Genomic DNA, 24,659 nt, shown 5'->3' with positions numbered 1-24,659 from the left:
TTCATAAACATAAGGGTAAAAATTGTCATAAACTATTACTCGGTTTTTTGGTTTTCGCCAAAAAGGAACACCCACAACGAAAGGAGACGGAATGCACCACGCCACACCGCTTATCACCACCATTGTTGGTGGACTTGTGCTCGCTTTTATCCTCGGCATGATTGCCAATAAACTGCGTATTTCTCCTCTTGTCGGCTATCTGCTGGCAGGTGTTCTGGCGGGACCGTTCACGCCAGGTTTCGTTGCGGATACCAAACTGGCACCTGAACTGGCGGAATTGGGCGTGATTCTGCTGATGTTTGGCGTCGGTCTGCATTTTTCCCTGAAGGATTTGATGGCGGTAAAGTCGATTGCCATACCGGGAGCGATCGCCCAGATAGGGGTGGCGACGCTGCTGGGGATGGCGCTTTCGGCCGTACTGGGCTGGTCGCTGATGACCGGCATCGTATTTGGGCTGTGTCTCTCAACCGCCAGTACCGTGGTGCTGCTGCGCGCGCTTGAGGAGAGACAGCTGATTGACAGCCAGCGCGGGCAGATCGCGATTGGCTGGCTGATTGTGGAAGACCTGGTCATGGTCCTGACGCTGGTACTCCTGCCTGCCGTCGCCGGGATGATGGAAAAAGACAACGTCGGCTTCGCCTCGCTGGCGCTGGATATGGGCATCACCATTGGTAAGGTTGTGGCGTTTATCGCCATCATGATGCTGGTGGGCCGCCGTCTGGTACCGTGGATCATGTCCCGCAGCGCGGCGACCGGCTCACGCGAGCTGTTTACCCTCTCCGTGCTGGCGCTGGCGCTGGGCATCGCCTTTGGTGCCGTTGAGCTGTTTGATGTCTCCTTTGCCCTGGGTGCGTTCTTCGCCGGGATGGTGCTGAACGAGTCCGAGCTGAGCCACCGCGCGGCGCACGATACGCTACCGCTGCGCGATGCCTTCGCCGTGCTGTTCTTCGTCTCCGTCGGGATGCTGTTTGACCCGATGGTCCTGATCCATCAACCGCTGGCCGTGCTGGGCACGCTGGCGATCATCATCTTTGGTAAGTCGCTTGCCGCCTTCTTCCTGGTGCGAATGTTCGGTCACTCTCCGCGGACGGCGCTGACCATTGCCGCCAGCCTGGCACAGATTGGTGAGTTCGCCTTTATTCTGGCCGGTCTGGGCATGGCTCTGAATCTGCTGCCGCAGGCGGGGCAAAACCTGGTGCTGGCGGGGGCGATCCTGTCGATCATGCTGAACCCGGTGCTGTTTGCCCTGCTGGAAAAATACCTCGATAAAACCGAAACGCTGGAAGAGCAGACGCTCGAAGAGGCCATCGAAGAAGAGAAGCAGATCCCGGTTGATATTTGCAACCACGCTCTGCTGGTCGGCTTTGGCCGCGTGGGCAGCCTGCTCGGTGAAAAGCTGATGGCACAGGGCATTCCGCTGGTGGTGATTGAGACCTCACGCACCCGCGTCGACGAGCTGCGCGAGCGCGGTATTCGTGCGGTGCTGGGCAATGCGGCGAACGAAGAGATCATGAATCTGGCGCATCTGGACTGCGCCCGCTGGCTGCTGCTGACCATTCCTAACGGCTATGAAGCGGGTGAGATTGTGGCTTCCGCACGCGCGAAGTGCCCAACAATTGAGATTATCGCCCGGGCGCACTATGACGACGAGGTGGAGTACATTACCGAGCGCGGTGCAGATAAGGTGGTGATGGGCGAGCGCGAGATTGCTAACACGATGCTGACGCTGCTGGAAAAACCGCCGGTTGAAGAGGCGGTGACGGGGTAAGTTTGGTGCGGTCTGATGCCCTCACCCTGGCCCTCTCCCACGGGGAGAGGGAACAAACATTAAAAAAGGCAACTTACGTTGCCTTTTTACATTTACCGATCCCAATAAGCCTCTTCGAGGCTGTCTTCCCGTTCCGGCAGGCCACGCGTTAAGCGCGGTGAGTGCTGGTTCAGTACCTGATAGCTCACGCGGTTGGCGTACTTACACACCTGCGCCAGCGACGAATAGGTCAGCCAGCTGAATTTGTGCTTGCTGGAGTTCGGCACGTTGGTTTTGTGGTAGGCGTTAGCGGTGATGTCGTGCAGCAGCGCGGCCAGCGCGCCGTCGCCCGCGCCGTTGGTGTTCATGATCTTCTCCGGCCCGCCCATATAAGGCGCGATGTGAGAGTAGATCCGCAGCGGGTTGATGCAATCCTGATGGCGCATACCGCGGCTGAACTCGTACTGGTTAAACTCGGCAATCGCGCCGGGCAGCAGCGGGTGTTGGGTCTTGCGTTTGCTCTCTTCCTCCGTGAAGCCGGCCATATACAGCCCAACCGGGCCCGCGGTGCAGAGCACCAGGTCCACCCAGTCCAGCGCTTTGTCAGACGCCAGCAGCGGATCGCTTTCGCCGGTCAGCGCTTCGGCCTCCTCTTCGTTCATCGCCAGAATCGAGACGTGCTCTTTCAGGAAGGCCTGCCACCACTCCGGGTTATCGGCGATAACGAATTTCGTGCCCAGCGTCAGAACGACCGGCACGTTGTATTTCTTCGCGTACTCAATCGCCTTCATGGTCGCTTCCGGCATGGGCTCACCCGGCTTGCAGCGCACCAGGTAGGAGGTCAGCACCAGCGCCGAGGCGCCCGCGATCACCTCTTCAGGAATACTCTCGGCGCGCAGCTTGTTCATGTGGCCAGGGCTGATGGCAAAGGTACGCTCCCCGGACTCGCCGATCAGCGTAAAGCAGCGGCCAATCGGGCCGTCGACGCCCTGAAGATAGTTCAGATCGGTACGGCTGGAGGTGTTGCACAGATAGCGGTAAGCGTAGCCGCCAATTTCAATGTTGCTGCACATCACGCCGAGCAGTACCGAACGGTCGTCGGCCAGCACGGAGTAGTTATGCATGGTATTGCCGATGGTGCCACCGGCGAACTGATGGGTAATCAGGTTTTCGCGCACCAGCTCCTGGTACAGCGCTTCGGCAACGTCATCCTCAATCACCAGCGAGTGTCCGGCGCTCAGACCGTAACGGGCGACAAACGCATCATCCACTTTCGCCTCAATGTCCACCAGCGTCTGATCGATACCGACGACCCACGCCGCGCTGGTTTCATTTTCTGGCTGGATTTGCTGCAGGAGCGGATCGCGGGCATCGACGGGAAAGTAGTGTTTGGATTTGCGTTTACCGGGAAATTTCATGGTCTGAACTGTACGAAGAATATGGGCCGGGAATGGTAGCACAAACCCGGCCCGGAGTGCGATCAGCGGCTGTTCGTCACCAGTGAGACCATCATGTCGATATGCTCAGGCGAGTCGTTAAGCGCCGGAATGTACTCGTACTTTTCGCCGCCAGCCTCCAGGAAAAATTCCCGATTTTGCACCGCGATCTCCTCCAGCGTTTCCAGACAGTCTGCCGAGAAGCCCGGCGACATCACCTGAATATGCTTCACGCCCTTCTCGCCGAGCATTTTGAGGGTTTCATCGGTGTACGGCGTCAACCACGGCTCGCGGCCGAAGCGCGACTGGAAGGTCATCATCACCTTCTCCGGCGGCAGGCCAAGGGCGGAGACCAGCTCGCGCGTGGTATCGCGGCAGCGCTGGGGGTAATCATCCCCTTCGTTTGCGAAACGCTGCGGGATCCCGTGATAGGAAAGCAGCAGCAGATCCGGCTCGCCGTGCTTTTCAAACGACGCGCGCGCGCTGTTGGCAAGCGCCTTGATGTAGAGATCGTTATCCGCGTAGTCGCGAATAAAGGTCACGCCCGGAATGCGGCGGCGGGTCGCCAGAATGCGGGCCAGCTCGTCCCAGACGGCGGCCACCGTCGAGCAGGAGTACTGCGGGTAGAGCGCCAGCACGACGATATGGTCCACGCCCTGCGCCAGCAGGGATTCTACCGCGCTTTCCAGGGAGGGTTTGCCGTAGCTCATGCCGAGCGCGACGGGCATATCCGGCAGGCGGGCGGCCAGCGCTTTTTCCTGACGACGGCTGTAAACCATCAGCGGTGAGCCCTCTTCCATCCAGACGGACTGATAGAGTTTGGCGACGCGCGGAGAACGAATCGGCAGAATGACGCCACGCAGCAGCGGCCACCACAGCAGTCTCGGGAAATCCACGACGCGCGTGTCGCTTAAAAACTGTCGCAGGTAGCGTTTTACCGCGTCTGATGTAGGTGCTTCTGGGGTGCCCAGATTGGCAAGCAGGATGCCGGTTTTCGCCTGACTCATTCACGCCTCTTAACCATTTGATAGGTTGTCAATTGTAGCGGAAATGTGTTTAAACGAAACCCATTGCTGTAATAGGTAAGATGAGAATATTTCTCACCCGGAGGACCCGGGTGAGAGAAATGCGATTAGCCGAGGATTTTTTCCAGCTCTGCACGTACGTCAGCCACGGCTTTGGTTCCGTCAACTTTCGCGTATTTGGTGTTACCCGCCTGCGCTTCTTTGGTGTAGTAGCCGATCAGCGGCGCGGTCATCTGATGGTATTCCACCAGGCGCTTGCGCACGGTCTCTTCCTGATCGTCTTTACGGGTGGTCAGCTCTTCGCCAGTCACGTCGTCTTTGCCTTCAACCTTAGGCGGGTTGAATTTGATGTGGTAAACGCGGCCAGAAGCAGCGTGTACGCGACGACCAACGATGCGGTCAACGATCAGCTCGTCCGGTACGTCGAACTCCAGAACGTAGTCCACGTTGATGCCCGCTTCTTTCATGGCGTCAGCCTGAGGAATGGTGCGTGGGAAGCCGTCCAGCAGGAAACCGTTACGGCAGTCTTCCTGAGCAATGCGCTCTTTGACCAGAGCAATCACCAGCTCGTCGGTCACCAGCTTGCCTGCGTCCATGATGTCTTTCGCCTGTTTACCCAGCTCGGAGCCAGATTTAACAGCGGCGCGCAGCATATCACCGGTGGAGATTTGCGGAATACCGTATTTCTCCATGATGAACTGAGCCTGAGTTCCTTTACCCGCGCCCGGAGCGCCAAGCAGAATAATACGCATTGCGAAAATCCCCTCAAAAGTCGTTTCAATTTTTCAAAAGCGCTAAACAATACCACCAGAACGGGCATCGCTCAAGGAAGGCAGGAAGGCTGAAACGGTTAATGGGGGGAGATTATTTGGGAGGGTGCGAGGGATCCCCCTCACCCTAACCCTCTCCTCAAAGGGGAGAGGGAACTTGAACACCCTCTCCCCTTTGAGGAGAGGGCAGGGTGAGGGGCAGGTGTTTAATTACGCCAGCAGCAGCGCATTCACACGTTTAATGAACAGGTTAGGATCTTCCAGCGTGCCGCGCTCGGCCAGCAGGGACTGATCCAGCAGCAGTTCAACCCACTCGGCAAAGCGGGCGTCGTCCTGGGTATCCGCCGCGCGTTTCACGAGCGGATGATCCGGATTAAGCTCAAAGATATATTTCACTTCCGGCATCGCCTGGCCCGCCGCCGCGAACAGTTTCGCCATCTGAGTGCCCATTTCGTCGGCATCGGTGGTGACAATCGCCGGAGTGTCGGTCAGACGGTGCGTGAAACGCACCTCTTTCACGCGGTCGCCCAGCAGGGTTTTCACGCGCTCAACGAACGGCTCCAGCGCCTTCTCGGCTTCTTTCGCGCTTTCGTCCACTTCATCCGCCAGCTTGTCGATGGACTCGTCGGCTTTGGCCACAGACTGGAAGGATTTACCGTCGAACTCGGTCAGGTAGTTCATCATCCACTCGTCGATGCGGTCAGAAAGCAGCAGCACTTCGATGCCTTTCTTGCGCAACAGCTCCAGGTGCGGGCTGCTCTTCGCCGCCGCATAGCTGTCGGCGGTGATGTAGTAGATCTTCTCCTGCCCTTCTTTCATGCGGGAGACGTACTCTTCCAGCGACACGGTCTGCGCGGAGGAGTCGGTATGCGTTGAGGCGAAGCGCAGCAGTTTGGCGATGGTTTCAACGTTCGCTGTGTCTTCTGCCGGGCCTTCTTTCAGCACCAGGCCGAACTGTTTCCAGAAGGTCTGATATTTTTCCGCATCGTCTTTCGCCAGTTTTTCCAGCATCTGCAGCGCACGTTTGGTCAGGGCGTTGCGCAAGTTACGGGTGACGGTGCTGTCCTGCAGAATTTCACGGGAGACGTTGAGCGGCAGATCGTTAGAATCGATCAGGCCGCGCACAAAGCGCAGGTAGTTCGGCATGAACTGCTCGGCGTCGTCCATGATAAAGACGCGCTGCACGTACAGCTTCAGACCGTGCTTGTGATCGCGGTTCCACATGTCCCACGGCGCCTGTGCCGGGATGTACAGCAGGCTGGTGTACTCCTGCTTACCTTCCACACGGTTGTGGCTCCAGGTCAGCGGGTCGGTAAAATCGTGGGCGATGTGCTTGTAGAATTCGTTGTACTCGTCGTCTTTAATTTCAGACTTGTTGCGCGTCCACAGCGCCTGCGCCTTGTTGATCTTCTCCCAGGAAACCACGGTTTCACCGTCTTTCTCTTCCTGTTTTTCAATCTCGACCGGCAGGGCAATGTGGTCGGAATATTTGCTGATGATGGAGCGCACGCGCCAGTCGTTCAGGAAATCGTCTTCCCCTTCGCGCAGGTGCAGGGTGATTTCGGTACCGCGATCCGCTTTGGTGATGTCATCAACGGTATATTCGCCTTCCCCTTTGGATTCCCACAGCACGCCGTTTTCAGCGCTGTCGCCCGCCGCACGGGTGCGCACGGTGACTTTGTCGGCCACGATAAACGCCGAGTAGAAACCGACGCCGAACTGGCCGATGAGCTGGCTGTCTTTCGCCTGGTCCGAGCCCATGGACTCGAGGAACGCTTTGGTGCCGGATTTGGCGATGGTGCCGAGGTGGTCGATCACCTCGTCGCGGTTCATCCCGATGCCGTTATCGGCGATGGTCAGGGTGCGGTTCTCTTTATTGAACGAGACGCGCACGCGCAGCTCGCCGTCGCCTTCGTACAGATCCGGGTTAGACAGCGCGCGGAAGCGCAGCTTGTCCGCCGCATCGGATGCGTTGGAAATCAGCTCACGCAGGAAAATTTCTTTGTTGGAATACAGGGAATGGATCATCAGGTGCAGAAGCTGTTTTACTTCTGACTGGAAACCACGGGTTTCTTGTCCTTTCATCTATGTCGACCTCAACAATGCCATTTAATGGGGTTTTAAAACGTTGAGTGAGAGATGGGGATAAGGGGGGAAATTTTCAAGCGGAGGCCGCGCGCGCAGCCTCCGTTTGGTCAGAAAATAATCTTGTGACGTCCGGCCAGAGAGTGCGACAGCGTGGTGCCGTCCACCATCTCCAGCTCGCCGCCTACCGGCACGCCGTGGGCGATGCGGCTGGCGTCAACGCCGTACTGCGAGCACAGCTCGGCGATGTAGTTGGCGGTTGCCTCCCCTTCCACCGTCGGGTTGGTGGCGAGGATCACCTCTTTGATGGTTTCGGACTCAAGACGCTGTTCAAGGCGATCAAGACCGATATCGTCCGGGCCAATACCGTCCAGGGGGGAGAGATGCCCCATCAGCACGAAGTAGCGGCCGGAAAACTGCCCGGTTTGTTCGATGGCGTAGATGTCCGCCGGACTCTCCACCACGCAAATCTGACCGTTTTCCTGACGACGCGGGTTCGTACAGATGTTACACACGTCCTGCTCGGTAAAGGTACGGCAGTCCGCACAGTGACCAATTTCTGACATGGCGCGGGTCAGAGCCTGCGCCAGGCGCATCCCGCCGCTGCGGTCGCGCTGCAATAGCGTAAACGCCATGCGCTGCGCCGACTTCGGGCCAACGCCCGGCAGGCAGCGCAGTGCTTCCATTAACTGCGTGAGCAGCGGACTGGTTTGCATCAGAATGGCATCTTGAAGCCAGGCGGCAGCTGCATACCGCTGGAAACAGAGGCCATTTTCTCTTTCTGAGTTTCGTCGATACGGCGAGCGGCATCGTTAAACGCGGCTGCAACCAGATCTTCCAGCATCTCTTTGTCGTCTTCGAGCAGGCTTGGGTCGATTTCCACGCGACGGCAGTTGTGCGCACCGTTGATGGTCACTTTGACCAGACCGGCACCGGACTCACCCGTGACTTCCAGCTGAGCGATCTCTTCCTGCATCTTCTGCATTTTTTCCTGCATCTGCTGAGCCTGCTTCATCAGGCCACCCAGACCGCCTTTTCCACCAAACATAGGCTTCTCTCTTTTTCACGTTTAAGGATTACAACCGTAAGTCAGACTCACGATCAAATGGGGCGAATACTCTCTTCATCCAGATCGGCGTCGAAGAACCGGCGCAGGGTCTGAATGTTGTTATCCGCAATAATCGCCTCGCGCGCCTGCGCGAGCTTTTCTTCATAAATGGCCTGACGCCACTCGAGCGGCGTTTTCACTGCCGGATTATCATCTTCAATGATAGTCAATTCAACCGGCGCGCCCTGTAATGTGGCGAGCGCCTCGGCCAGCGCCTTTTGCGCGCCAGGGGAATTGAGGTGTCGCTGGCCCGGACGCAGGTGCAGACGCACCTGATTGCCGTCCTGCTCTTTCCAGGCGTTCAGCGCGACCTGCTCCACCAGCTTCGGCAGCTGGAGTTTGCTGACCTCAGCGGCCCAGGCGTCGCGCGCAATGGACTCTTCGGCAAGCTTCGCGGAAAGCTCCGGCGTTTTCTCATGCTCCAGCGCCTTTTTCAGCGCTTTCGGCGTGGCGACCTCTTCCTTCACCTCTTCGGTGATGGTGGTTGCCTTCCAGCGGTAAGCCTCTTCTTTCACCGGGGCTTTCTGCTCGAGCGCGGACGGTGCCGGACGCGACTGTACGCGCTCCGTTACCGAGGCCAGTCGTTCAAGCGCGGCGTTGTTCACCGGCCGCGCTCTTCCTGGCGCTGCCGGTTCACTCTTTTTTGGTTTGGTTACTCCCTGGGCACGCTGCAGCTGGCTGCGTGCGGCAAGCACCGAACTGGTGGCATCCGACAGCGGTACGTTCTGCTGCGGCGGCGGTGTCGGCTGCGGTGGCACCTGCTGCGGCGACATCACCGCCGTAGGGGCGACCGGCGCGAAAGACTGCCGCGGCACTTCCGGCTCCGGCAATGGCATGCGCGGGTGGAACGCCAGCGCGCGCAGCAGCGTCATTTCAACGCCCATACGCGGATCCGGCGCGAACGGTAACTCTTTGCGTCCAATCAGCAGCGTCTGGTAGTACAGCTGCACGTCGGCAGGCGGCACGGTGCGGGCAAGCTCACGCATCCGCTGTTCAATGGTCGCCATATCCGCACCAATGGCGGAGGGAGAAAGCTGCAGCATAGCCACGCGGTGCAACAGGCTGAGCATCTCAACCAGCAGCCCTTCCCACTCAATACCCCGGGCAGCGGCGGCATTCACCTGCGACATCACGCGTTCGCCGTTGGCGGCAATCATCGCTTCGATAAGCGACAGCGCCTGATCGTCATCCAGCGTGCCGAGCATGGTGCTGACCGCCTCGGTGGAGAGCTTGCCGTCACCGCTGGCAATCGCCTGGTCGGTCAGGCTGAGCGCATCACGCAGGCTGCCGTCCGCCGCGCGGGCCAGCAGCTGCAGGGCGCGCGGTTCGTGGACAATCTTCTCTTCATCAAGAATATGCTCAAGCTGCGCGCGGATCTGCTCAACGTCCAGCGCCTTCAGATGGAACTGCAGGCAGCGCGACAGGATCGTGACCGGCAGCTTTTGCGGATCGGTGGTCGCCAGCAGGAACTTCACGTGCGCGGGCGGCTCTTCCAGCGTTTTCAGCAGAGCGTTAAAGCTGTGGCGCGACAGCATGTGCACTTCATCGATCAGGTAGACCTTGAAGCGGCCGCGCGCCGGGGCGTACTGCACGTTATCGAGCAGATCGCGGGTATCTTCCACTTTGGTGCGCGAGGCGGCGTCGATCTCGATCAGATCGACAAAACGCCCCTGCTCGATCTCCCGACAGTTATCACACACGCCGCACGGCGTGGCGGTGATCCCGGTTTCGCAGTTGAGACCTTTTGCCAGCAAACGGGCAATAGAGGTCTTACCGACGCCGCGGGTGCCGGAAAAAAGATAGGCGTGATGGATGCGACCTAGCGACAAGCCGTTCGCCAGGGCCGTCAGCACATGTTCCTGACCGACAACGTCAGCAAAGGTTTGTGGTCGCCATTTACGGGCTAACACCTGATAACTCATGGGCAGGCTCTGCAACGCTGGAAGGTGAATTTATGGAGGGGAATGCTATCACAACCTCACCCATTGAGCGAGGTTGTGAAAACCGGGATTAGTGACCCGGGAAAGGCACCAGGCAATAGCTGGTAATACCCTGTTTTTCCAGGCGCTGTTCACCGCCGAGATCGAACAGGTTGATGATGAAGGCCGCGTCGGTCACTTCCCCACCCAGACGACGGATCAGCTTCACGGTCGCTTCAATGGTGCCGCCGGTTGCCAGCAAATCGTCGACCACCAGCACTTTGTCGCCCGGCTTGATCGCATCAACGTGGATCTCCAGCTGATCGGTGCCGTACTCCAGCTCGTAGCTTTCTGCGATGGTTTCACGCGGCAGCTTGCGCGGCTTACGCACCGGCACAAAACCCACGCCCATTGCCAGCGCAACCGGTGCGCCAAACAGGAAACCACGGGCTTCGGTACCTACTACTTTGGTGATCCCGGCGTTTTTATAACGCTCGACCAGCAGTTCAATGCTGAGCGCGTACGCTTTCGGGTCTTCCAGCAAGCTGGTGACATCACGGAAAAGAATGCCAGGCTTTGGATAGTCCTGGATGCTTTTGATGCTGTTTTTCAGATATTCAAGCTGCTGTGCAGTTGCGGTCATCGGTTTGTGCCTAAATAAAACAGTGTTACTCACAGCGCGCAACGAGTCGGCCAAGGCAACAATTGTTTAACCTTTGACCAGGCGCACCTGTGCTCGAAAACGGTCGAATTTACTGGCTGCGCGTGATAATTGCAACAGCCATGATGAGGCTTCAGTGCTTTTGTTGCTTTTCATCAACCACGGGGATCCGCCACATAAAGAAAAGCAGGCAGGTCAGGATCGCCAGTAGCAGAATACGTACCCACATCATTTTCACCAGCCATAATGAAATAGCGAAGGTGATGAGGATCACTGCGATCGCGCGCGGCTTCGCGCCGGGCGGCATGGCCCGGTGTTTTTGCCAGTGCCGCAGATAGCCGCCAAACCATGAGCGGTAGAGCAGCCAGTGGTGAAAACGCGGCGACGAGCGGGCGAAGCACCAGGCCGCCAGCAGGATAAATGGCGTGGTCGGCAGTAAGGGTAAAAACACACCCAGCGTGCCAAGCACTACCGCGAGCCAGCCAATGATGATTAAAATAGTACGCTTCATAATGCGAATCGTTATCAAACTGAACGGCTACTTTACCACTGGAGAGCGCCTTGAAAACAGCACTGCTTCTTGAGAGGCTGCAAAATCAGCTGATTGCTCTGCGGGAGCAGGCTATACCACTAATGGGGCACGCCACGCTGAAGCCGCGCTTTGACCGACAGCTTTTTCGTACCCGCAGCACCGTCATTCAGGATTACCTGGCGGAAGCGCAGACGAATCTCGACGAGCTTCGCCATGCGGTTGAGAGTGAACAGCAGGAACAGGTGGCGTGGCTTGCGGCGCATCTCACCGAGCAGATCACCGCGCTGCATCGCGAAATCGCCGCCTGGCCGCTGCGCGCCTGGGACAGCGCCTCCCCGGGGCTCGGTAAATGGCAGCGCAAGCGGCTGGAGAACCAGGAGTTTGAACGCCGACTGTTTGAGATGAAGCGCGAACGCGAGGTGCGTCTGAACAACAGCGAAACGCTGGAAGAGCAGCAGCTATTGATGCGCGAGATTAGCGCGCTGGAAGGACGCATCGTCCGCTGCCGTCAGGCACTGGATGACATTGAGCGCGTCATTGAACGTTTGACCCGTTAACAGGAGCCACACCCATGTCACTGGAAAATGCACCCGATGAGGTCAAGCTGGCCGTCGATTTGATTATGCTGCTGGAGAATCATGAGATCCCCGCCGAAACGGTGCTTAAGGCACTGGAGATTGTACGGCGGGATTTTGAGGGGAAACTTACCCCTCACCCTGCCCTCTCCCCTGAGGGGAGAGGGTAAAAGCAAAAGCAGACCGCACCAGATTATTCCCTCTCCCTTCAAGGGAGAGGGTTAGGGTGAGGGTCATCACCCTTAATGTCGCGCTTCACTTCCGTATGCTCATCACCTTTCTCGTTACGCAGGTGAACCTCAAGCTGGTTGAAGGCGATATTAATATCGTTTTCACGGCACAGACGATCGATAGAACGGTTAAGTTCATCCACCGTGTAGCTGCGGTCACGCAGTTCACGCACGTATAAACGCAGTTCGTGATCCAGCGTACTCGGCCCAAAGGTGGTGAAGAAGACCGCCGGAGCCGGATCGTGCATCACTTTCGGATGCTCAGACGCCGCCTTCAGCAGCACCTCTTTCACCTTATCCAGATCCGATCCATAGGCCACACCCAGGCGGATCACCACGCGCGTCACCGTATCCGAGAGCGACCAGTTGATCAGACGCTCGGTCACGAACGCTTTGTTCGGGATGATCACCTCTTTGCGATCGAAGTCGGTGATGGTGGTGGCACGAATACGGATCTTGCTGACCGTACCGGAGAAGGTACCGATGGTAACGGTATCGCCGATACGTACCGGACGTTCGAACAGGATGATCAGGCCGGAGACAAAGTTACCGAAGATCTCCTGCAGGCCAAAACCAAGACCGACCGAGAGGGCGGCCGCCAGCCACTGCAGTTTATCCCACGAGACGCCAAGCGAACCAAAGACCGTCATCGCCCCAACAATAATGATCACGTAGTTGAGGATCGTGGTAATGGCGTAGGACGCCCCCTGGCGAAGATTCAGACGTGACAGGAGCAGCACTTCGAGCAGGCCTGGCAGGTTGCGGATCAGCGCCCAGGCCACCACCGACGACACCAGCGCAAACAGCAGGCTGCCCATGGTCACGCTTTTCATGACCGCCGCGCCCGCTTCGGTGCCGTTGTATTGCCAGAGGGTAATACTGTCGAGATAGGCGAAAACGGTAATAAGATCGGACCAGATAGCCCAGAACATCACCGCAAACAGGGCGATCATCACCAGCATGGTGATACGCAGCGTCTGCTGGTTAACCTGCTCCAGCGCGATGGTTGGCTCTTCCTGCGGCTCCGCGCCTTCGGCCCCCTCTTTCACCTGATGCTGACGACGCGCAATGGCACGGCGATAGGCGATGCGGCGGGCCGCCACGCTCAGGCCGCGCAGTACGGTCTGATAGAGCAGGTTCCAGACGATCACCAGATAGACCGTTTCAATCCAGCGCCCGGACAGGCGCAGCGTGGTATAGAAGTAGCCCGTTGCCGTCAGCACCATCAGCGCCAGCGGAATGATCGCCAGCACCGTCACGGTGGCCAGACGAATGTTGTGGGACTCTTTATCACGCCAGCTGTCGCGGCACATCGGCCACATCAGGATCGCAATCAGCAGCAGGTTCAGCAGGATGACCAGTTGCCCCAGCACATCATCCATCAGATGCAGCGGGGAAAGCTCAGAAACAACCGACCAGAAGTGCAGCGGCAGGAGCGCCAGGCTGATGCGCACAATCTGGCGACGCCAGTGGCTGGTCAGCTGCGCAGGCATGTTGAAATGACGCACCGCCACGCCGTCTTTTTCCAGCACCTTCCAGCACACGCCAAACACCAGCCAGAACAGCGCCAGTTTTTTACTGAACGCCCACAGCAGATCGCTGACGTTGAGCTGCATGGTGAGCAGAATCAGGCCCACAGCCAGAATAATCAGGCACACCGGCAGGGCGCGAATGAGATCGATCAGAATCGCTTTTGGCGTATGAAGCTGGCTATCGTTACGCAGTTGCCCCACTTCGGAGGCCAGCTTCGCCTGGTATTTTTTCAGCCAGGCCAGACGCCAGCGGATCAGGCCAGCAATCAGCAGCAGCGGTAATCCCGCCAGCAAGGCAATCGTCACCGCAGGCCAGGCTTTCTCCCAGTTTACGGTGATCTTCATGCTCTTGATCTGCGTTTTAAGCGTCTCAGGGAAGGATTTAATCCAGTCCCAGTCCATCGGTTTGTTGCTGTTTACCCAGAAAATCTGCTGGGTCAGGATCTCCTGCAGACTTTTCGAGACGCTCACCAGCTGCTGCTGGTTGATTTGCAGGTTAATGGCCATCATCAGCTGGTTACCCAGCTGTTTGTTGAGCTGGTCCAGCAGCTCGCGACGCATATCGACGACCTGGAGCAGCGCGTCGTGCACTTCCGGGTTCACGTCGCTGGAATGGCCCTCTTCAATTTTGGCGACAAAGCTATCGCTCTGGAAAAGGGCATCGCGCTGCTGGTTGACGTCAAACTGTTCCAGACGCAAATCCGCGATGCGGTTGGTCATGTCTTCCAGCTCATCAGCGGACGGGAGCGTCTGCTGCTGCTGGTAGAGAATACGCGACAGCAGGAGGCTGCCCTTCAGGACCGCGATCTGCTCTTTGATGTTGCGCTCAGCCTGCAGCGCGCGATCCAGCCAGTTCTTCACTTTGATATTTTGCTGAACCAGTGAGTTACCCTTTTCCGTCGCCTGTATCAGGCGCTGGCTAAGCTGGTGGTTGGCGTCGAGCTCCTGTTTCACCAGCGGATTCGCCTGAATGCGGGCGGTCTCATCAGGCGATACGGCCTCCTGGGCGGTTTTTTCCGTCAGCGTCAGGCGCTTGCTGTTAACCGCCTCCTGCAACAGCTGAAGCTGGTGTTCAAGACGATTAATGTTGGCGGTGACGTAATCACGCTGTTTTTGCAGGGTGTCCTGCAGCACCGTATTCCCTTCCAGGCTTTTACGCTGCTGTTCAATCTGTGCGTTGAGCAACGTCTGCTGAACCAGCAGCAGCGTTTGCTGGGTCGGGCGCAGCGTGCCCTCTCCCACCGTCGTGCCGTTCAGACGGTTGCGGATCTGCTGCAGCTGCTGAGACGCGGAGTACATCAAGTTTTGCACGCGTTCCGGCTGGGTTTGCAGGGAGACAAGCTGGCTGTTATAGGTCGCGAGGTCGGACTGCGCGGTTTGCAGGTCGTCGAGCAGTTGCGCGACGCGCGACTCCAGCTGACGTAAAGAGAGCGTCGAGAGCGTCTTGCGCGTTTCGGTATCGTTATCGACGTCGCTCAGGGCGTTCAGTGATTCCGTCGCTTTGCGCATGTTTTCAGGAGCCTGCGCCACCTTCTGACGAAGCTGGGCGGTATCGGCTTTGACGCGTTCAATTTTATCCAGCGTTTCCAGCGTTTCCGTCAGATCCTGCTGGATAAGCTTATCCTGAGGAGAGAGCTCTTTTTGTTTGTTCAGCGCGTCGAGCTGCGACTGAACATCGCCACGCGAGGGAATGTCATTGCTGTTATCGGCGCGGGCCCAGGTCAGCGGCGCCGTGGCAAAGAAAAACAGCATCGCAAAGAGCAATGCAAAAACAGGATGTTGCGAGCGATTGATGGGCAGCATAGTTGTGAATGATGTCAGAAGATGACCGAAAATAGTCCGGCGTGAAGAATATCACGCTCGCCGGAAGCAGAATAGCGCGAACGTGAGCCTCTGAGATAAATCCTGGAAATGACTCAGGCAGTTAGCGATGGCGCGTCGCTGCGCAGCGACGGGCAGAGCTGTAGCATTTCCAGTAAAATCGCCACGTAGCTGCGGGCTTCCTCTTTGAGGTCAAAGGATTGCGGGGCAAACAGCCAGTTTTCCATCAGACCTGAAATGTAGCCGCGCATCAGGATAGCCGCCCGGCGGGTCAAGAGATTGGCCGGTAACAGCTTTGCCTGCATACACAGGTTCAGGTTCAGTTCGATACGGTCATAGCTTTCGAGGCTGAGGCTGCGTTGCGCCTGTTGCACCACCGCCATTTCGCCCACGAACTCGCATTTATGATAAATTATTTCCATCATTAATCTGCGACGTTCTTCAACTACCGTCGCTTCAAGGATATATACTAATATTTCTCTCATTACTGAGAGTGGATCATCAGGGAATTTTGCCCGATACTCACTCTCGAGATCGCTAATGCTGGACTCTGAAAGCTCCCAGATTTCACCGAACAGATCTGACTTATCTTTAAAATGCCAGTAAATCGCTCCCCGCGTCACACCGGCAGCCTGAGCAATTTGTGCCAGCGAGGTTGACGAAACACCCTGCTGAGAGAACAAACGTATTGCCACATCCAGAATGTGTTGTCGGGTTTCCAGCGCTTGTTGTTTAGTTTTTCGTGCCATAGGTGGGTGAATTTACAGGAGTCAGATTTACATACATTTGTGAATGTATGTACCATAGCATGACGATAATATAAACGCAGCAACGGGTTTTAGACTCAGGACCCTTGATCAATTTGAAATCGGACACTCGAGGTTTACATATGAACAAAAACAGAGGGTTAACGCCTCTGGCGGTCGTTCTGATGCTCTCAGGCAGCTTAGCGCTAACAGGATGTGACGACAAACCAGCTCAACAAGGAGCTCAGCAGGCGCCAGAAGTAGGCGTCGTGACGCTCAAATCTGAACCTCTACAAATCACCACCGAGTTACCAGGCCGTACAAATGCTTACCGCATTGCGGAAGTGCGTCCTCAGGTTAGTGGCATTATCCTGAAGCGTAACTTCACCGAAGGCGGTGATGTGAAGGCCGGTGAGTCTCTGTATCAGATTGATCCCGCAACCTATCAGGCAAATTATGAAAGCGCGAAAGGCGACCTGGCGAAAGCACAGGCCGCAGCAAAAATTGCCCAGCTGACGGTGAATCGTTATCAAAAACTGCTTGGTACCAAGTACATCAGCCAACAGGATTACGATACCGCCCTGGCAGATGCGCAGCAGGCTAACGCAGCCGTAGTGGCAGCCAAAGCGGCGGTCGAAACCGCGCGCATTAACCTGGCCTATACCAAAGTGACCTCCCCTATCAACGGTCGTATTGGTAAGTCTTCCGTCACGGAAGGGGCACTGGTGCAGAACGGTCAGACCACCGCGCTGGCGACCGTGCAGCAGCTTGATCCGATCTACGTTGACGTGACGCAGTCCAGCAATGATTTCCTGCGCCTGAAACAGGAGCTGGCTAACGGCACCCTGAAACAGGAAAACGGCAAAGCCAAAGTGGAGCTGATTACCAACGACGGTATCAAGTTCCCGCAGGAAGGTACGCTGGAATTCTCTGACGTGACGGTCGACCAGACCACCGGTTCCATCACCTTACGTGCGATTTTCCCGAATCCTGACAAAAACCTGCTGCCAGGTATGTTCGTTCGCGCACGTCTGGAAGAAGGAACGAATCCAACCGCCCTTCTGGTTCCACAGCAGGGTGTGACCCGTACGCCACGCGGCGATGCGAGCGCACTGGTTGTTGGTGCAGATGACAAAGTCGAAACGCGCAATATCACCGCCACCCAGGCGATTGGCGATAAATGGCTGGTGACGGAAGGTCTGAAAGATGGCGATCGCGTGATTGTTACTGGTTTGCAAAAAGTTCGTCCTGGCGCGCAGGTTAAAGCACAGGAAGTGAAATCTGACGATAAACAACAAGCTTCGGCCGCTGGCCAGTCAGAACAAACCAAGTCTTAACTTAAACAGGAGCCGTTAAGACATGCCTAATTTCTTTATCGATCGCCCCATATTTGCGTGGGTGATCGCCATTATCATCATGCTGGCCGGGGGACTTGCGATCCTGAAGCTGCCTGTCGCGCAATATCCAACGATTGCGCCACCGGCGGTGACCATCTCCGCAACCTACCCTGGGGCTGATGCGAAAACGGTGCAGGACACCGTCACTCAGGTTATCGAACAGAACATGAACGGTATCGATAACCTGATGTACATGTCCTCAAACAGTGACTCTACCGGTACAGTTCAGATCACCCTGACCTTCCAGTCAGGTACGGATGCTGACATTGCGCAGGTTCAGGTACAGAACAAACTGCAGCTGGCGATGCCTTTGCTGCCGCAGGAAGTACAACAGCAGGGTGTGAGCGTCGAGAAATCGTCCAGCAGCTTCCTGATGGTTGTCGGCGTTATCAACACCAACGGCACCATGACGCAGGAGGATATTTCCGACTACGTGGGTGCCAATATGAAGGACGCCATCAGCCGTACTTCCGGTGTGGGTGACGTTCAGCTGTTCGGTTCTCAGTACGCAATGCGTATCTGGATGGATCCTAACAAGCTGAACAACTTCCAGCTGACCCCCGTTGACGTGATCAATGCGATTAAAGCGCAGAACGCCCAGGTGGCAGCCGGTCAGCTAGGTGGTACGCCGCCGGTGAAAGGCCAGCAGCTTAACGCCTCGATCATCGCGCAGACCCGTCTGACCTCTGCCGATGAGTTCAGCAAAATTCTGCTGAAAGTGAATCAGGACGGTTCCCAGGTTCGCCTGCGCGACGTGGCAAAAGTAGAGCTGGGCGGTGAGAACTACGACATCATCGCGAAGTTTAACGGTAAACCGGCTTCCGGTCTGGGTATCAAACTGGCGACAGGTGCTAACGCCCTGGACACCGCCACGGCGATCCGCGCAGAGCTGAAGAAAATGGAACCGTTCTTCCCGTCAGGTCTGAAAATCGTTTACCCGTACGACACCACGCCGTTCGTCAAAATTTCGATTCACGAAGTGGTTAAAACGCTGGTAGAAGCGATCATCCTGGTCTTCCTGGTGATGTACCTGTTCCTGCAAAACTTCCGCGCGACGCTTATCCCAACGATTGCCGTGCCGGTTGTTCTGCTCGGGACCTTTGCGATCCTGTCGATATTTGGCTACTCGATAAACACCCTGACGATGTTCGGGATGGTGCTCGCCATCGGCCTGCTGGTGGATGACGCCATCGTGGTGGTAGAGAACGTCGAGCGCGTGATGGCGGAAGAAGGTCTTCCGCCGAAGGAAGCGACCCGTAAATCAATGGGCCAGATCCAGGGCGCGCTGGTCGGTATCGCGATGGTGCTGTCTGCGGTATTTATCCCGATGGCCTTCTTCGGGGGCTCTACCGGTGCGATTTACCGTCAGTTCTCGATTACCATCGTTTCCGCGATGGCGCTGTCGGTGCTGGTCGCGTTGATCCTGACGCCTGCGCTGTGTGCCACCATGCTGAAGCCGATTCAGAAAGGCGGTCACGGCGAGCATAAAGGGTTCTTCGGCTGGTTTAACCGCATGTTTGACAAGAGTACGCACCACTACACCGACAGCGTGGGCAACATCCTGCGCAGCACCGGTCGTTACCTGCTGCTCTATATCATCATCGTGGTGGGGATGGCGTTCCTGTTCGTTCGTCTGCCAAGCTCGTTCCTGCCGGATGAAGACCAGGGCGTGTTCCTGACAATGGCACAGCTTCCTGCGGGTGCGTCGCAAGAGCGAACCCAGAAAGTGCTGGACGAAGTGACGGACTACTACCTCACCAAAGAGAAAGACAACGTTGAATCCGTGTTTGCAGTTAACGGCTTTGGCTTTGCGGGTCGTGGTCAGAACACCGGTATTGCCTTCGTTTCTCTGAAAGACTGGTCTGAACGTCCGGGCAAAGAGAACAAGGTTGAAGCCATTACCGGCCGTGCGATGGGCACCTTCTCGCAGATTAAAGATGCGATGGTCTTCGCCTTCAACCTGCCAGCGATTGTTGAACTGGGTACCGCGACCGGCTTCGACTTCCAGCTGATTGACCAGGGCGGTCTGGGTCACGAAAAACTGACGCAGGCGCGTAACCAGCTGTTTGGCGAAGTGGCTAAGCACCCTGACCTGCTGGTCGGCGTGCGTCCGAACGGCCTGGAAGATACGCCGCAGTACAAAATCGACATCGACCAGGAGAAAGCTCAGGCGCTGGGCGTATCCATCAGTGACATTAATACCACGCTGGGCGCCGCCTGGGGCGGTAGCTACGTTAACGACTTCATCGACCGTGGTCGCGTGAAGAAAGTGTACGTGATGTCAGAGGCGCAATACCGTATGTTGCCAAACGATATCAACAGCTGGTTCGTGCGCGGCAGCAATGGTCAGATGGTACCGTTCTCGGCGTTCTCAACGTCACGCTGGGAATACGGTTCGCCGCGTCTGGAACGCTATAACGGTCTGCCATCGATGGAAATCCTGGGTCAGGCCGCGCCGGGCCGAAGCACCGGTGAAGCCATGAATCTGATGGAAGAGCTGGCGAGTAAACTGCCTTCGGGTATCGGCTACGACTGGACCGGTATGTCCTATCAGGAACGTCTGTCCGGAAACCAGGCCCCTGCCCTGTACGCGATTTCACTGATCGTCGTCTTCCTGTGTCTGGCAGCGCTGTACGAGAGCTGGTCAATTCCGTTCTCCGTTATGCTGGTGGTACCGCTTGGGGTTATCGGTGCGCTGCTTGCGGCAACGTTCCGCGGACTGACCAACGACGTGTACTTCCAGGTAGGCCTGCTGACAACCATTGGCTTGTCGGCGAAGAACGCGATACTTATCGTTGAATTCGCCAAAGATCTGATGGAGAAAGAAGGTAAAGGCCTTATTGAGGCGACGCTTGAGGCTGTTCGTATGCGTCTGCGCCCAATCCTGATGACATCACTGGCGTTTATCCTCGGCGTACTGCCGCTGGTTATCAGCTCCGGCGCAGGCTCCGGTGCACAGAACGCAGTTGGTACAGGCGTTATGGGTGGTATGGTTACCGCAACCGTACTCGCTATCTTCTTCGTACCGGTGTTCTTCGTGGTGGTTCGCCGCCGCTTCAGCCGGAAGAATGAGGATATTGAGCACACGCATTCGGTAGAACCTCACTGATACCGGTTTCACATGATAAAAAGGCCGCATTAGCGGCCTTTTTCATTTTCAGAAAAAATCATAAATTACGCTTATTGTGGTTCTATTTATTTTCTGCCATCTTAAATAGACATATCATAATTAACTGATAACTTAATCGGTGAATTCAGGATTTTTTTAATTTCATTTCTCCGCTTAAGTTATTAGGAATATTCCTAATAAGAAGTTCTTACAAAGATAAGTCTGAATCTGAACTTTTCTCATCATTTTGCTAAGCCGATGAAACGTAAGGAAGCGATAAAGCACCCTCGTTAATTTGGATAAAAAAGTTGAGTCCGGGATGACCATTTGCGTACTTGCTCGCATGTCTGCGGTTTTATTTGTAATTTTTCGTAATCGCGCGATGAAATCCAGGAAGGAGTGGCTTATAGTTAGGTTATCAGGAACACAGCACTCATGTAGCTAAGTCAGTTGTATCCATCCCGACAATGATGTTCGGTGAGTAAGAAATCACTCAGAAGGGGATGCGCTATGGACGAGTACTCGCCAAAAAGGCATGATATCGCGCAGTTGAAATTTCTCTGCGAATCCTTGTACCATGACTGCCTTGCCAACCTTGATGAAAGCAACCATGGCTGGGTAAACGACCCAACGTCTGCTATCAATTTACAGTTGAATGAGCTGATAGAGCATATCGCAACCTTCGCACTTAATTATAAAATTAAGTACAATGAAGATAATAAGCTCATTGAGCAAATTGATGAATACCTGGACGACACCTTTATGTTGTTCAGCAGTTACGGCATTAACGCCCAGGATTTGCAAAAATGGCGTAAATCGGGGAACCGGCTATTCCGCTGTTTCGTCAACGTGAGCAGAGCTAACCCGGTTAGTCTTTCCTGTTAAAATTATTACAATTACTAAGGTGAATTTATGTCTGATAAACCACTCACAAAAGTCGATTATTTGATGCGCTTACGACGTTGTCAGTCAATTGACACGCTTGAGCGCGTCATTGAAAAGAATAAATACGAGCTTTCGGATAATGAGCTGGCGGTATTTTATTCAGCCGCTGACCATCGTCTTGCCGAGCTGACAATGAATAAGCTGTATGACAAAATCCCTACTTCTGTGTGGAAATTTGTCCGTTAATCTTTGAAGGGTGTCTGTAGAGTTCTACGCCTCGTTCTCAGTTTTTACCTATCCCGTTATACTCCCTGTGCCCAGGCCAGGTCTCCGTGTAAAACGTGTTTTTCAGCAGCAATGTTGTGACGCCAGTCACATCGGCTTTTCGGGAACGTTCCCCTCCTGGCCTGTTCAGATTACCCTGCGGTAATCACATCCAGCGAGGTTTCCAATGAGCTTAGAAAAACAGAAGATGATTGCCGGTGAACATTATCGTCCCGGCGATGAGACGTTACGGGCCGACCGACTGCGAGCCCGCCATCTGGTCTATCGCTATAACCACACCGCACCTGATGAAAAAACAGAACGCCAGAACATTCTGGCGGAACTTCTGGGACAAAGCGAAGGCGCTTATATAGAACCGAGCTTCCGCTGCGACTATGGATATAACATTTATCTGGGCAAAAACTTTTACGCTAACTTCGACTGTGTAATGCTGGATGTCTGCCCTGTTCATATTGGCGATAACTGCATGCTCGCGCCGGGTGTTCATATTTATACAGCAACCCACCCGCTGGATGCGGAGGAACGCAATAGCGGCGTGGAGTTTGGAAAACCTGTCAGCATTGGCGATAACGTCTGGATTGGTGGCCGGGCGGTCATTAACCCTGGCGTCACCATTGGTGATAATGTCGTGGTGGCCTCCGGCGCCGTCGTGACGAAAGACGTCCCGGCTAACGTCGTCGTTGGCGGCAACCCGGCCAAAATCATTAAAACGCTGTGAGGTTACGGGGAGCCAACTGTTATGGTCTTTTAGCGCCAGACTGTTACTTTTTTCAGCCTGATGGCTCCCCTAAAATTGGCAGACACCCTGTATTGTCAACTCTCATGAAGGCAAAAAATGACCGAGATACAGCGCCTGCTTACCGCCACCATCGACGATCTTAACCTCCGCGAAAAGCGCGACAATCGCCCACGCTTTAGCATTAGCTTTATTCGCAAACATCCTGGACTGTTTGTCGCCATGTATGCCGCCTGGCTGGCGACGCTTATTGTAATGCTGACATCCGAAACGCTGGTGGACTCCGTCTGGCTGCTGGTTGTACTGTTTGTCGTCTTTAACGCCTTTTTCTTTTTCGACGTGAATCCGCGCTACCGTTACGAAGATATCGACGTGCTCGATTTCCGGGTCTGCTACAACGGCGAATGGTACAACACGCGTTTCGTGCCAGCGGAACTGATCGAAAACATCCTGCATTCTCCGGCGGTTGAAGCCGGGCAAAAAGAGAAACTGCAGAAAATGGTCTCCACCAAAGGACAGCTCTCTTTCTATGATGTCTTTAGCCTTTCCCGCCCCGCTGCTGCGTGATGAGCGCCTGCAGACGTCGGATCCCCGAGGCAAACTGAGAAGCAGAGGTATTGCCGTAACCTAAAACCAGACCGGTTTGCCCCTGCTTCGCCTCCAGGTAGTACCCGCTCAGTGCAGCGGGTGCCAGTTGAAACGCCCTCGCCTGCTCCACCAGTTTCTGGTCATCAATATTGTCTATCGCCAGCGTCAGATGCATCCCGCCTTCACCGGCCAGAATACGGTGCGGCGCATGAAGCTCTGCGCCCAGCACCTCCCGCAGTTGGCGATAGCGTTTACGGTAGAGCCGACGCATGGCGGCAAGATGGCGAGCGTAATGACCGTCCTCAATGAACAGCGCCAGCGTGCGCTGTTCGGCACGGTGCCCACCGCGCAACAGCGAGCCGATGGCCGGGCGAGCCGCTTTCGCCAGCGCTGGCGGTAACACCATAAATCCCATCCGGAGCGACGGAAACAGCGTTTTACTGAACGTCCCCAGATACACAACGGGCGCATTGTTGACCATTCCCAGCATCGCCGGTACGGGCTCACCGGCATAACGGAACTCGCTGTCGTAATCATCTTCAATGATCCACGCGTTGTGCTGCCGGGCCAGTTCCAGCAGCGCCAGCCGCCGCCGCGCGCTGAGCACGCTCCCGTAAGGGAACTGGTGCGAAGGTGAGGTAAAAATCAGCGAGGGTGCAGGCGCATCCAGCCCTTCCCAGCTCATTCCCTCGTCATCAACCGGTATTCCCGTCATTGCCAGGCCGGTTTTAACAAACGCGCTTTTTGCCCCGCTATAGCCGGGGTTTTCCACCCAGGCGACATTGCCCGGCTCGCTTAACAGCATCGTGCACAGGTTGACGCCTTCAAGCGCGCCTTCGGTTATCACAATCTGGCTGGCGTCGCAGTCAATACCCCGGGACAGGGCAAGATGTCGGGCAATCGCGGCCCGCAGCGACGGCTCGCCGGCCGGGTCGCCATACCCTAGCAGAGCATTTCCCTCCTCCCGCATCACGCGATCGTACAGTCGCCGCCACAGCGGCAGCGGAAAATAGTTGATGGCCGGCGTGCCTGGGGTAAACGCCAGAACAGGCGTGTCCCGGGGCACTGGCGCAGGTAGCAGCCCGACCCGTTTTGCGAGCGTGATGGCAGGGTCCGGCATTGTCCGGGTGACGGAACGGTGAGCTAACTGTGCCACCCGCGTTCCCTGGCGATTACGCTGCAAATACCCTTCGAGAGTGAGCTGGTCCAGCGCCGCATTGACGGTATTCCGGGAAAGGGAGAGCTGCTGGGCAAGCGTTCGCGAACCGGAAAGCTGGCTGCCGGATCGTAGCCTTCCGCACAGTATGGCCTCCCGCAGAGCAAGGTAGAGCGCGCGCTGGAGCGTCTCTTCTCCGCGTGTTTTCAGGGCTGCATGGAGCAAGGTATAAAATTCATCACCCGGTATATTCATCTCGCCTCCTCGTGGAACCATAAAAACATAGCGCAGTGGTTCTTTTTAAGGAACCAGCAAT

21 protein-coding genes and 1 other annotated feature are annotated in these 24,659 nt (G+C 56.1%); of the genes, 9 read left to right on the top strand and 12 right to left on the bottom strand.

The annotated features are described in order from the left end of the window. Positions 1–91: 91 nt before the first annotated feature. The gene (ybaL, locus tag AC0TNG_RS12735; RefSeq protein WP_024906856.1) at positions 92–1,768 is read left to right on the top strand and encodes a YbaL family putative K(+) efflux transporter; all 1,677 of its coding nucleotides are present in this window, start codon (positions 92–94) and stop codon (positions 1,766–1,768) included. Positions 1,769–1,860: 92 nt separating this feature from the next. Here the strand turns inward: ybaL and AC0TNG_RS12730 are convergent, their stop codons facing one another. The 9 genes from AC0TNG_RS12730 to AC0TNG_RS12690 form a co-directional block, all read right to left on the bottom strand. Continuing rightward, the gene (locus AC0TNG_RS12730; protein WP_024906855.1) at positions 1,861–3,165 is read right to left on the bottom strand and encodes an inosine/guanosine kinase; all 1,305 of its coding nucleotides are present in this window, start codon (positions 3,163–3,165) and stop codon (positions 1,861–1,863) included. Between the two features lie 62 nt (positions 3,166–3,227). Further along, positions 3,228–4,190 carry a ferrochelatase gene (gene hemH, locus AC0TNG_RS12725; RefSeq protein WP_014882814.1) on the bottom strand — a complete coding sequence of 321 codons (963 nt, stop codon included), beginning with the start codon at positions 4,188–4,190 and terminating at the stop codon, positions 3,228–3,230. Positions 4,191–4,315: 125 nt separating this feature from the next. Next, a complete protein-coding gene (gene adk / locus AC0TNG_RS12720; RefSeq protein ID WP_006809841.1) occupies positions 4,316–4,960 on the bottom strand; it encodes an adenylate kinase in 645 nt (214 codons plus the stop codon). A gap of 228 nt (positions 4,961–5,188) precedes the next feature. Beyond that, positions 5,189–7,063 carry a molecular chaperone HtpG gene (gene htpG, locus AC0TNG_RS12715; RefSeq protein ID WP_024906853.1) on the bottom strand — a complete coding sequence of 625 codons (1,875 nt, stop codon included), beginning with the start codon at positions 7,061–7,063 and terminating at the stop codon, positions 5,189–5,191. Positions 7,064–7,173: 110 nt separating this feature from the next. After that, positions 7,174–7,779 carry a recombination mediator RecR gene (gene recR, locus AC0TNG_RS12710; protein ID WP_008499298.1) on the bottom strand — a complete coding sequence of 202 codons (606 nt, stop codon included), beginning with the start codon at positions 7,777–7,779 and terminating at the stop codon, positions 7,174–7,176. After that, positions 7,779–8,111 carry a YbaB/EbfC family nucleoid-associated protein gene (locus AC0TNG_RS12705; protein ID WP_003858972.1) on the bottom strand — a complete coding sequence of 111 codons (333 nt, stop codon included), beginning with the start codon at positions 8,109–8,111 and terminating at the stop codon, positions 7,779–7,781. Before AC0TNG_RS12705 ends, recR begins: the two co-directional genes overlap by 1 nt. Before the next feature lie 53 nt (positions 8,112–8,164). Beyond that, positions 8,165–10,093 (bottom strand): DNA polymerase III subunit gamma/tau, encoded by a 1,929-nt coding sequence (gene dnaX / locus AC0TNG_RS12700; protein ID WP_024906852.1) that lies wholly within the window; start codon positions 10,091–10,093, stop codon positions 8,165–8,167. Next, positions 8,771–8,835, bottom strand: a sequence feature (DnaX frameshifting element). It overlaps the preceding gene by 65 nt. Positions 10,094–10,181: 88 nt before the next feature. After that, positions 10,182–10,733, bottom strand: a complete 552-nt coding sequence (gene apt, locus AC0TNG_RS12695; protein WP_006176947.1) for an adenine phosphoribosyltransferase — start codon at positions 10,731–10,733, stop codon at positions 10,182–10,184. A 151-nt stretch (positions 10,734–10,884) separates the two neighbouring features. Further along, entirely contained in the window at positions 10,885–11,262 is a 378-nt protein-coding gene (locus AC0TNG_RS12690) for a DUF454 family protein (RefSeq protein ID WP_024906851.1), read from the bottom strand. A 50-nt stretch (positions 11,263–11,312) separates the two neighbouring features. Between AC0TNG_RS12690 and priC the strand changes: the two genes are divergently transcribed. Together priC and rsmS are read left to right on the top strand one after the other, a co-directional pair. After that, positions 11,313–11,840, top strand: coding sequence for a primosomal replication protein N'' (gene priC, locus AC0TNG_RS12685; RefSeq protein ID WP_024906850.1), 528 nt, complete (start codon positions 11,313–11,315; stop codon positions 11,838–11,840). Positions 11,841–11,854: 14 nt separating this feature from the next. Further along, positions 11,855–12,028 carry a pleiotropic regulatory protein RsmS gene (gene rsmS, locus AC0TNG_RS12680; RefSeq protein ID WP_032645111.1) on the top strand — a complete coding sequence of 58 codons (174 nt, stop codon included), beginning with the start codon at positions 11,855–11,857 and terminating at the stop codon, positions 12,026–12,028. Between the two features lie 38 nt (positions 12,029–12,066). On the opposite strand, the gene mscK is transcribed toward rsmS, so the two are convergent. Both mscK and acrR read right to left on the bottom strand, forming a co-directional pair. Beyond that, positions 12,067–15,423, bottom strand: coding sequence for a mechanosensitive channel MscK (gene mscK, locus AC0TNG_RS12675; RefSeq protein WP_024906849.1), 3,357 nt, complete (start codon positions 15,421–15,423; stop codon positions 12,067–12,069). A gap of 113 nt (positions 15,424–15,536) precedes the next feature. Continuing rightward, positions 15,537–16,190, bottom strand: coding sequence for a multidrug efflux transporter transcriptional repressor AcrR (acrR, locus tag AC0TNG_RS12670; RefSeq protein WP_024906848.1), 654 nt, complete (start codon positions 16,188–16,190; stop codon positions 15,537–15,539). Positions 16,191–16,330: 140 nt separating this feature from the next. Between acrR and acrA the strand changes: the two genes are divergently transcribed. From acrA to AC0TNG_RS12640, 6 genes are all read left to right on the top strand, one after another. Further along, on the top strand, positions 16,331–17,524 hold the full coding sequence (gene acrA, locus AC0TNG_RS12665; RefSeq protein ID WP_032646183.1) for a multidrug efflux RND transporter periplasmic adaptor subunit AcrA: 1,194 nt from the start codon (positions 16,331–16,333) through the stop codon (positions 17,522–17,524). A 22-nt stretch (positions 17,525–17,546) separates the two neighbouring features. Next, entirely contained in the window at positions 17,547–20,693 is a 3,147-nt protein-coding gene (acrB, locus tag AC0TNG_RS12660) for a multidrug efflux RND transporter permease subunit AcrB (RefSeq protein WP_045909754.1), read from the top strand. A 510-nt stretch (positions 20,694–21,203) separates the two neighbouring features. Then, on the top strand, positions 21,204–21,578 hold the full coding sequence (gene tomB, locus AC0TNG_RS12655; protein ID WP_008499288.1) for an Hha toxicity modulator TomB: 375 nt from the start codon (positions 21,204–21,206) through the stop codon (positions 21,576–21,578). A gap of 27 nt (positions 21,579–21,605) precedes the next feature. Further along, entirely contained in the window at positions 21,606–21,824 is a 219-nt protein-coding gene (locus AC0TNG_RS12650) for an HHA domain-containing protein (RefSeq protein ID WP_010428174.1), read from the top strand. Between the two features lie 205 nt (positions 21,825–22,029). Beyond that, positions 22,030–22,581 carry a maltose O-acetyltransferase gene (gene maa / locus AC0TNG_RS12645; protein WP_090417995.1) on the top strand — a complete coding sequence of 184 codons (552 nt, stop codon included), beginning with the start codon at positions 22,030–22,032 and terminating at the stop codon, positions 22,579–22,581. A gap of 117 nt (positions 22,582–22,698) precedes the next feature. Beyond that, complete coding sequence (locus tag AC0TNG_RS12640) at positions 22,699–23,166, top strand: YlaC family protein (protein ID WP_024906844.1); 468 nt, start codon at positions 22,699–22,701, stop codon at positions 23,164–23,166. On the opposite strand, the gene pdxR is transcribed toward AC0TNG_RS12640, so the two are convergent. Then, on the bottom strand, positions 23,138–24,598 hold the full coding sequence (pdxR, locus tag AC0TNG_RS12635) for a MocR-like pyridoxine biosynthesis transcription factor PdxR (protein ID WP_473713244.1): 1,461 nt from the start codon (positions 24,596–24,598) through the stop codon (positions 23,138–23,140). The two genes, AC0TNG_RS12640 and pdxR, sit on opposite strands and share 29 nt — an antisense overlap. Between the last annotated feature and the right edge of the window lie 61 nt (positions 24,599–24,659).

This window comes from Enterobacter sp. PL_is514 (assembly GCF_055816715.1).
Note: the sequence above shows the minus strand (reverse complement) of the source record. Positions and strands in the feature narration are given on the sequence as shown.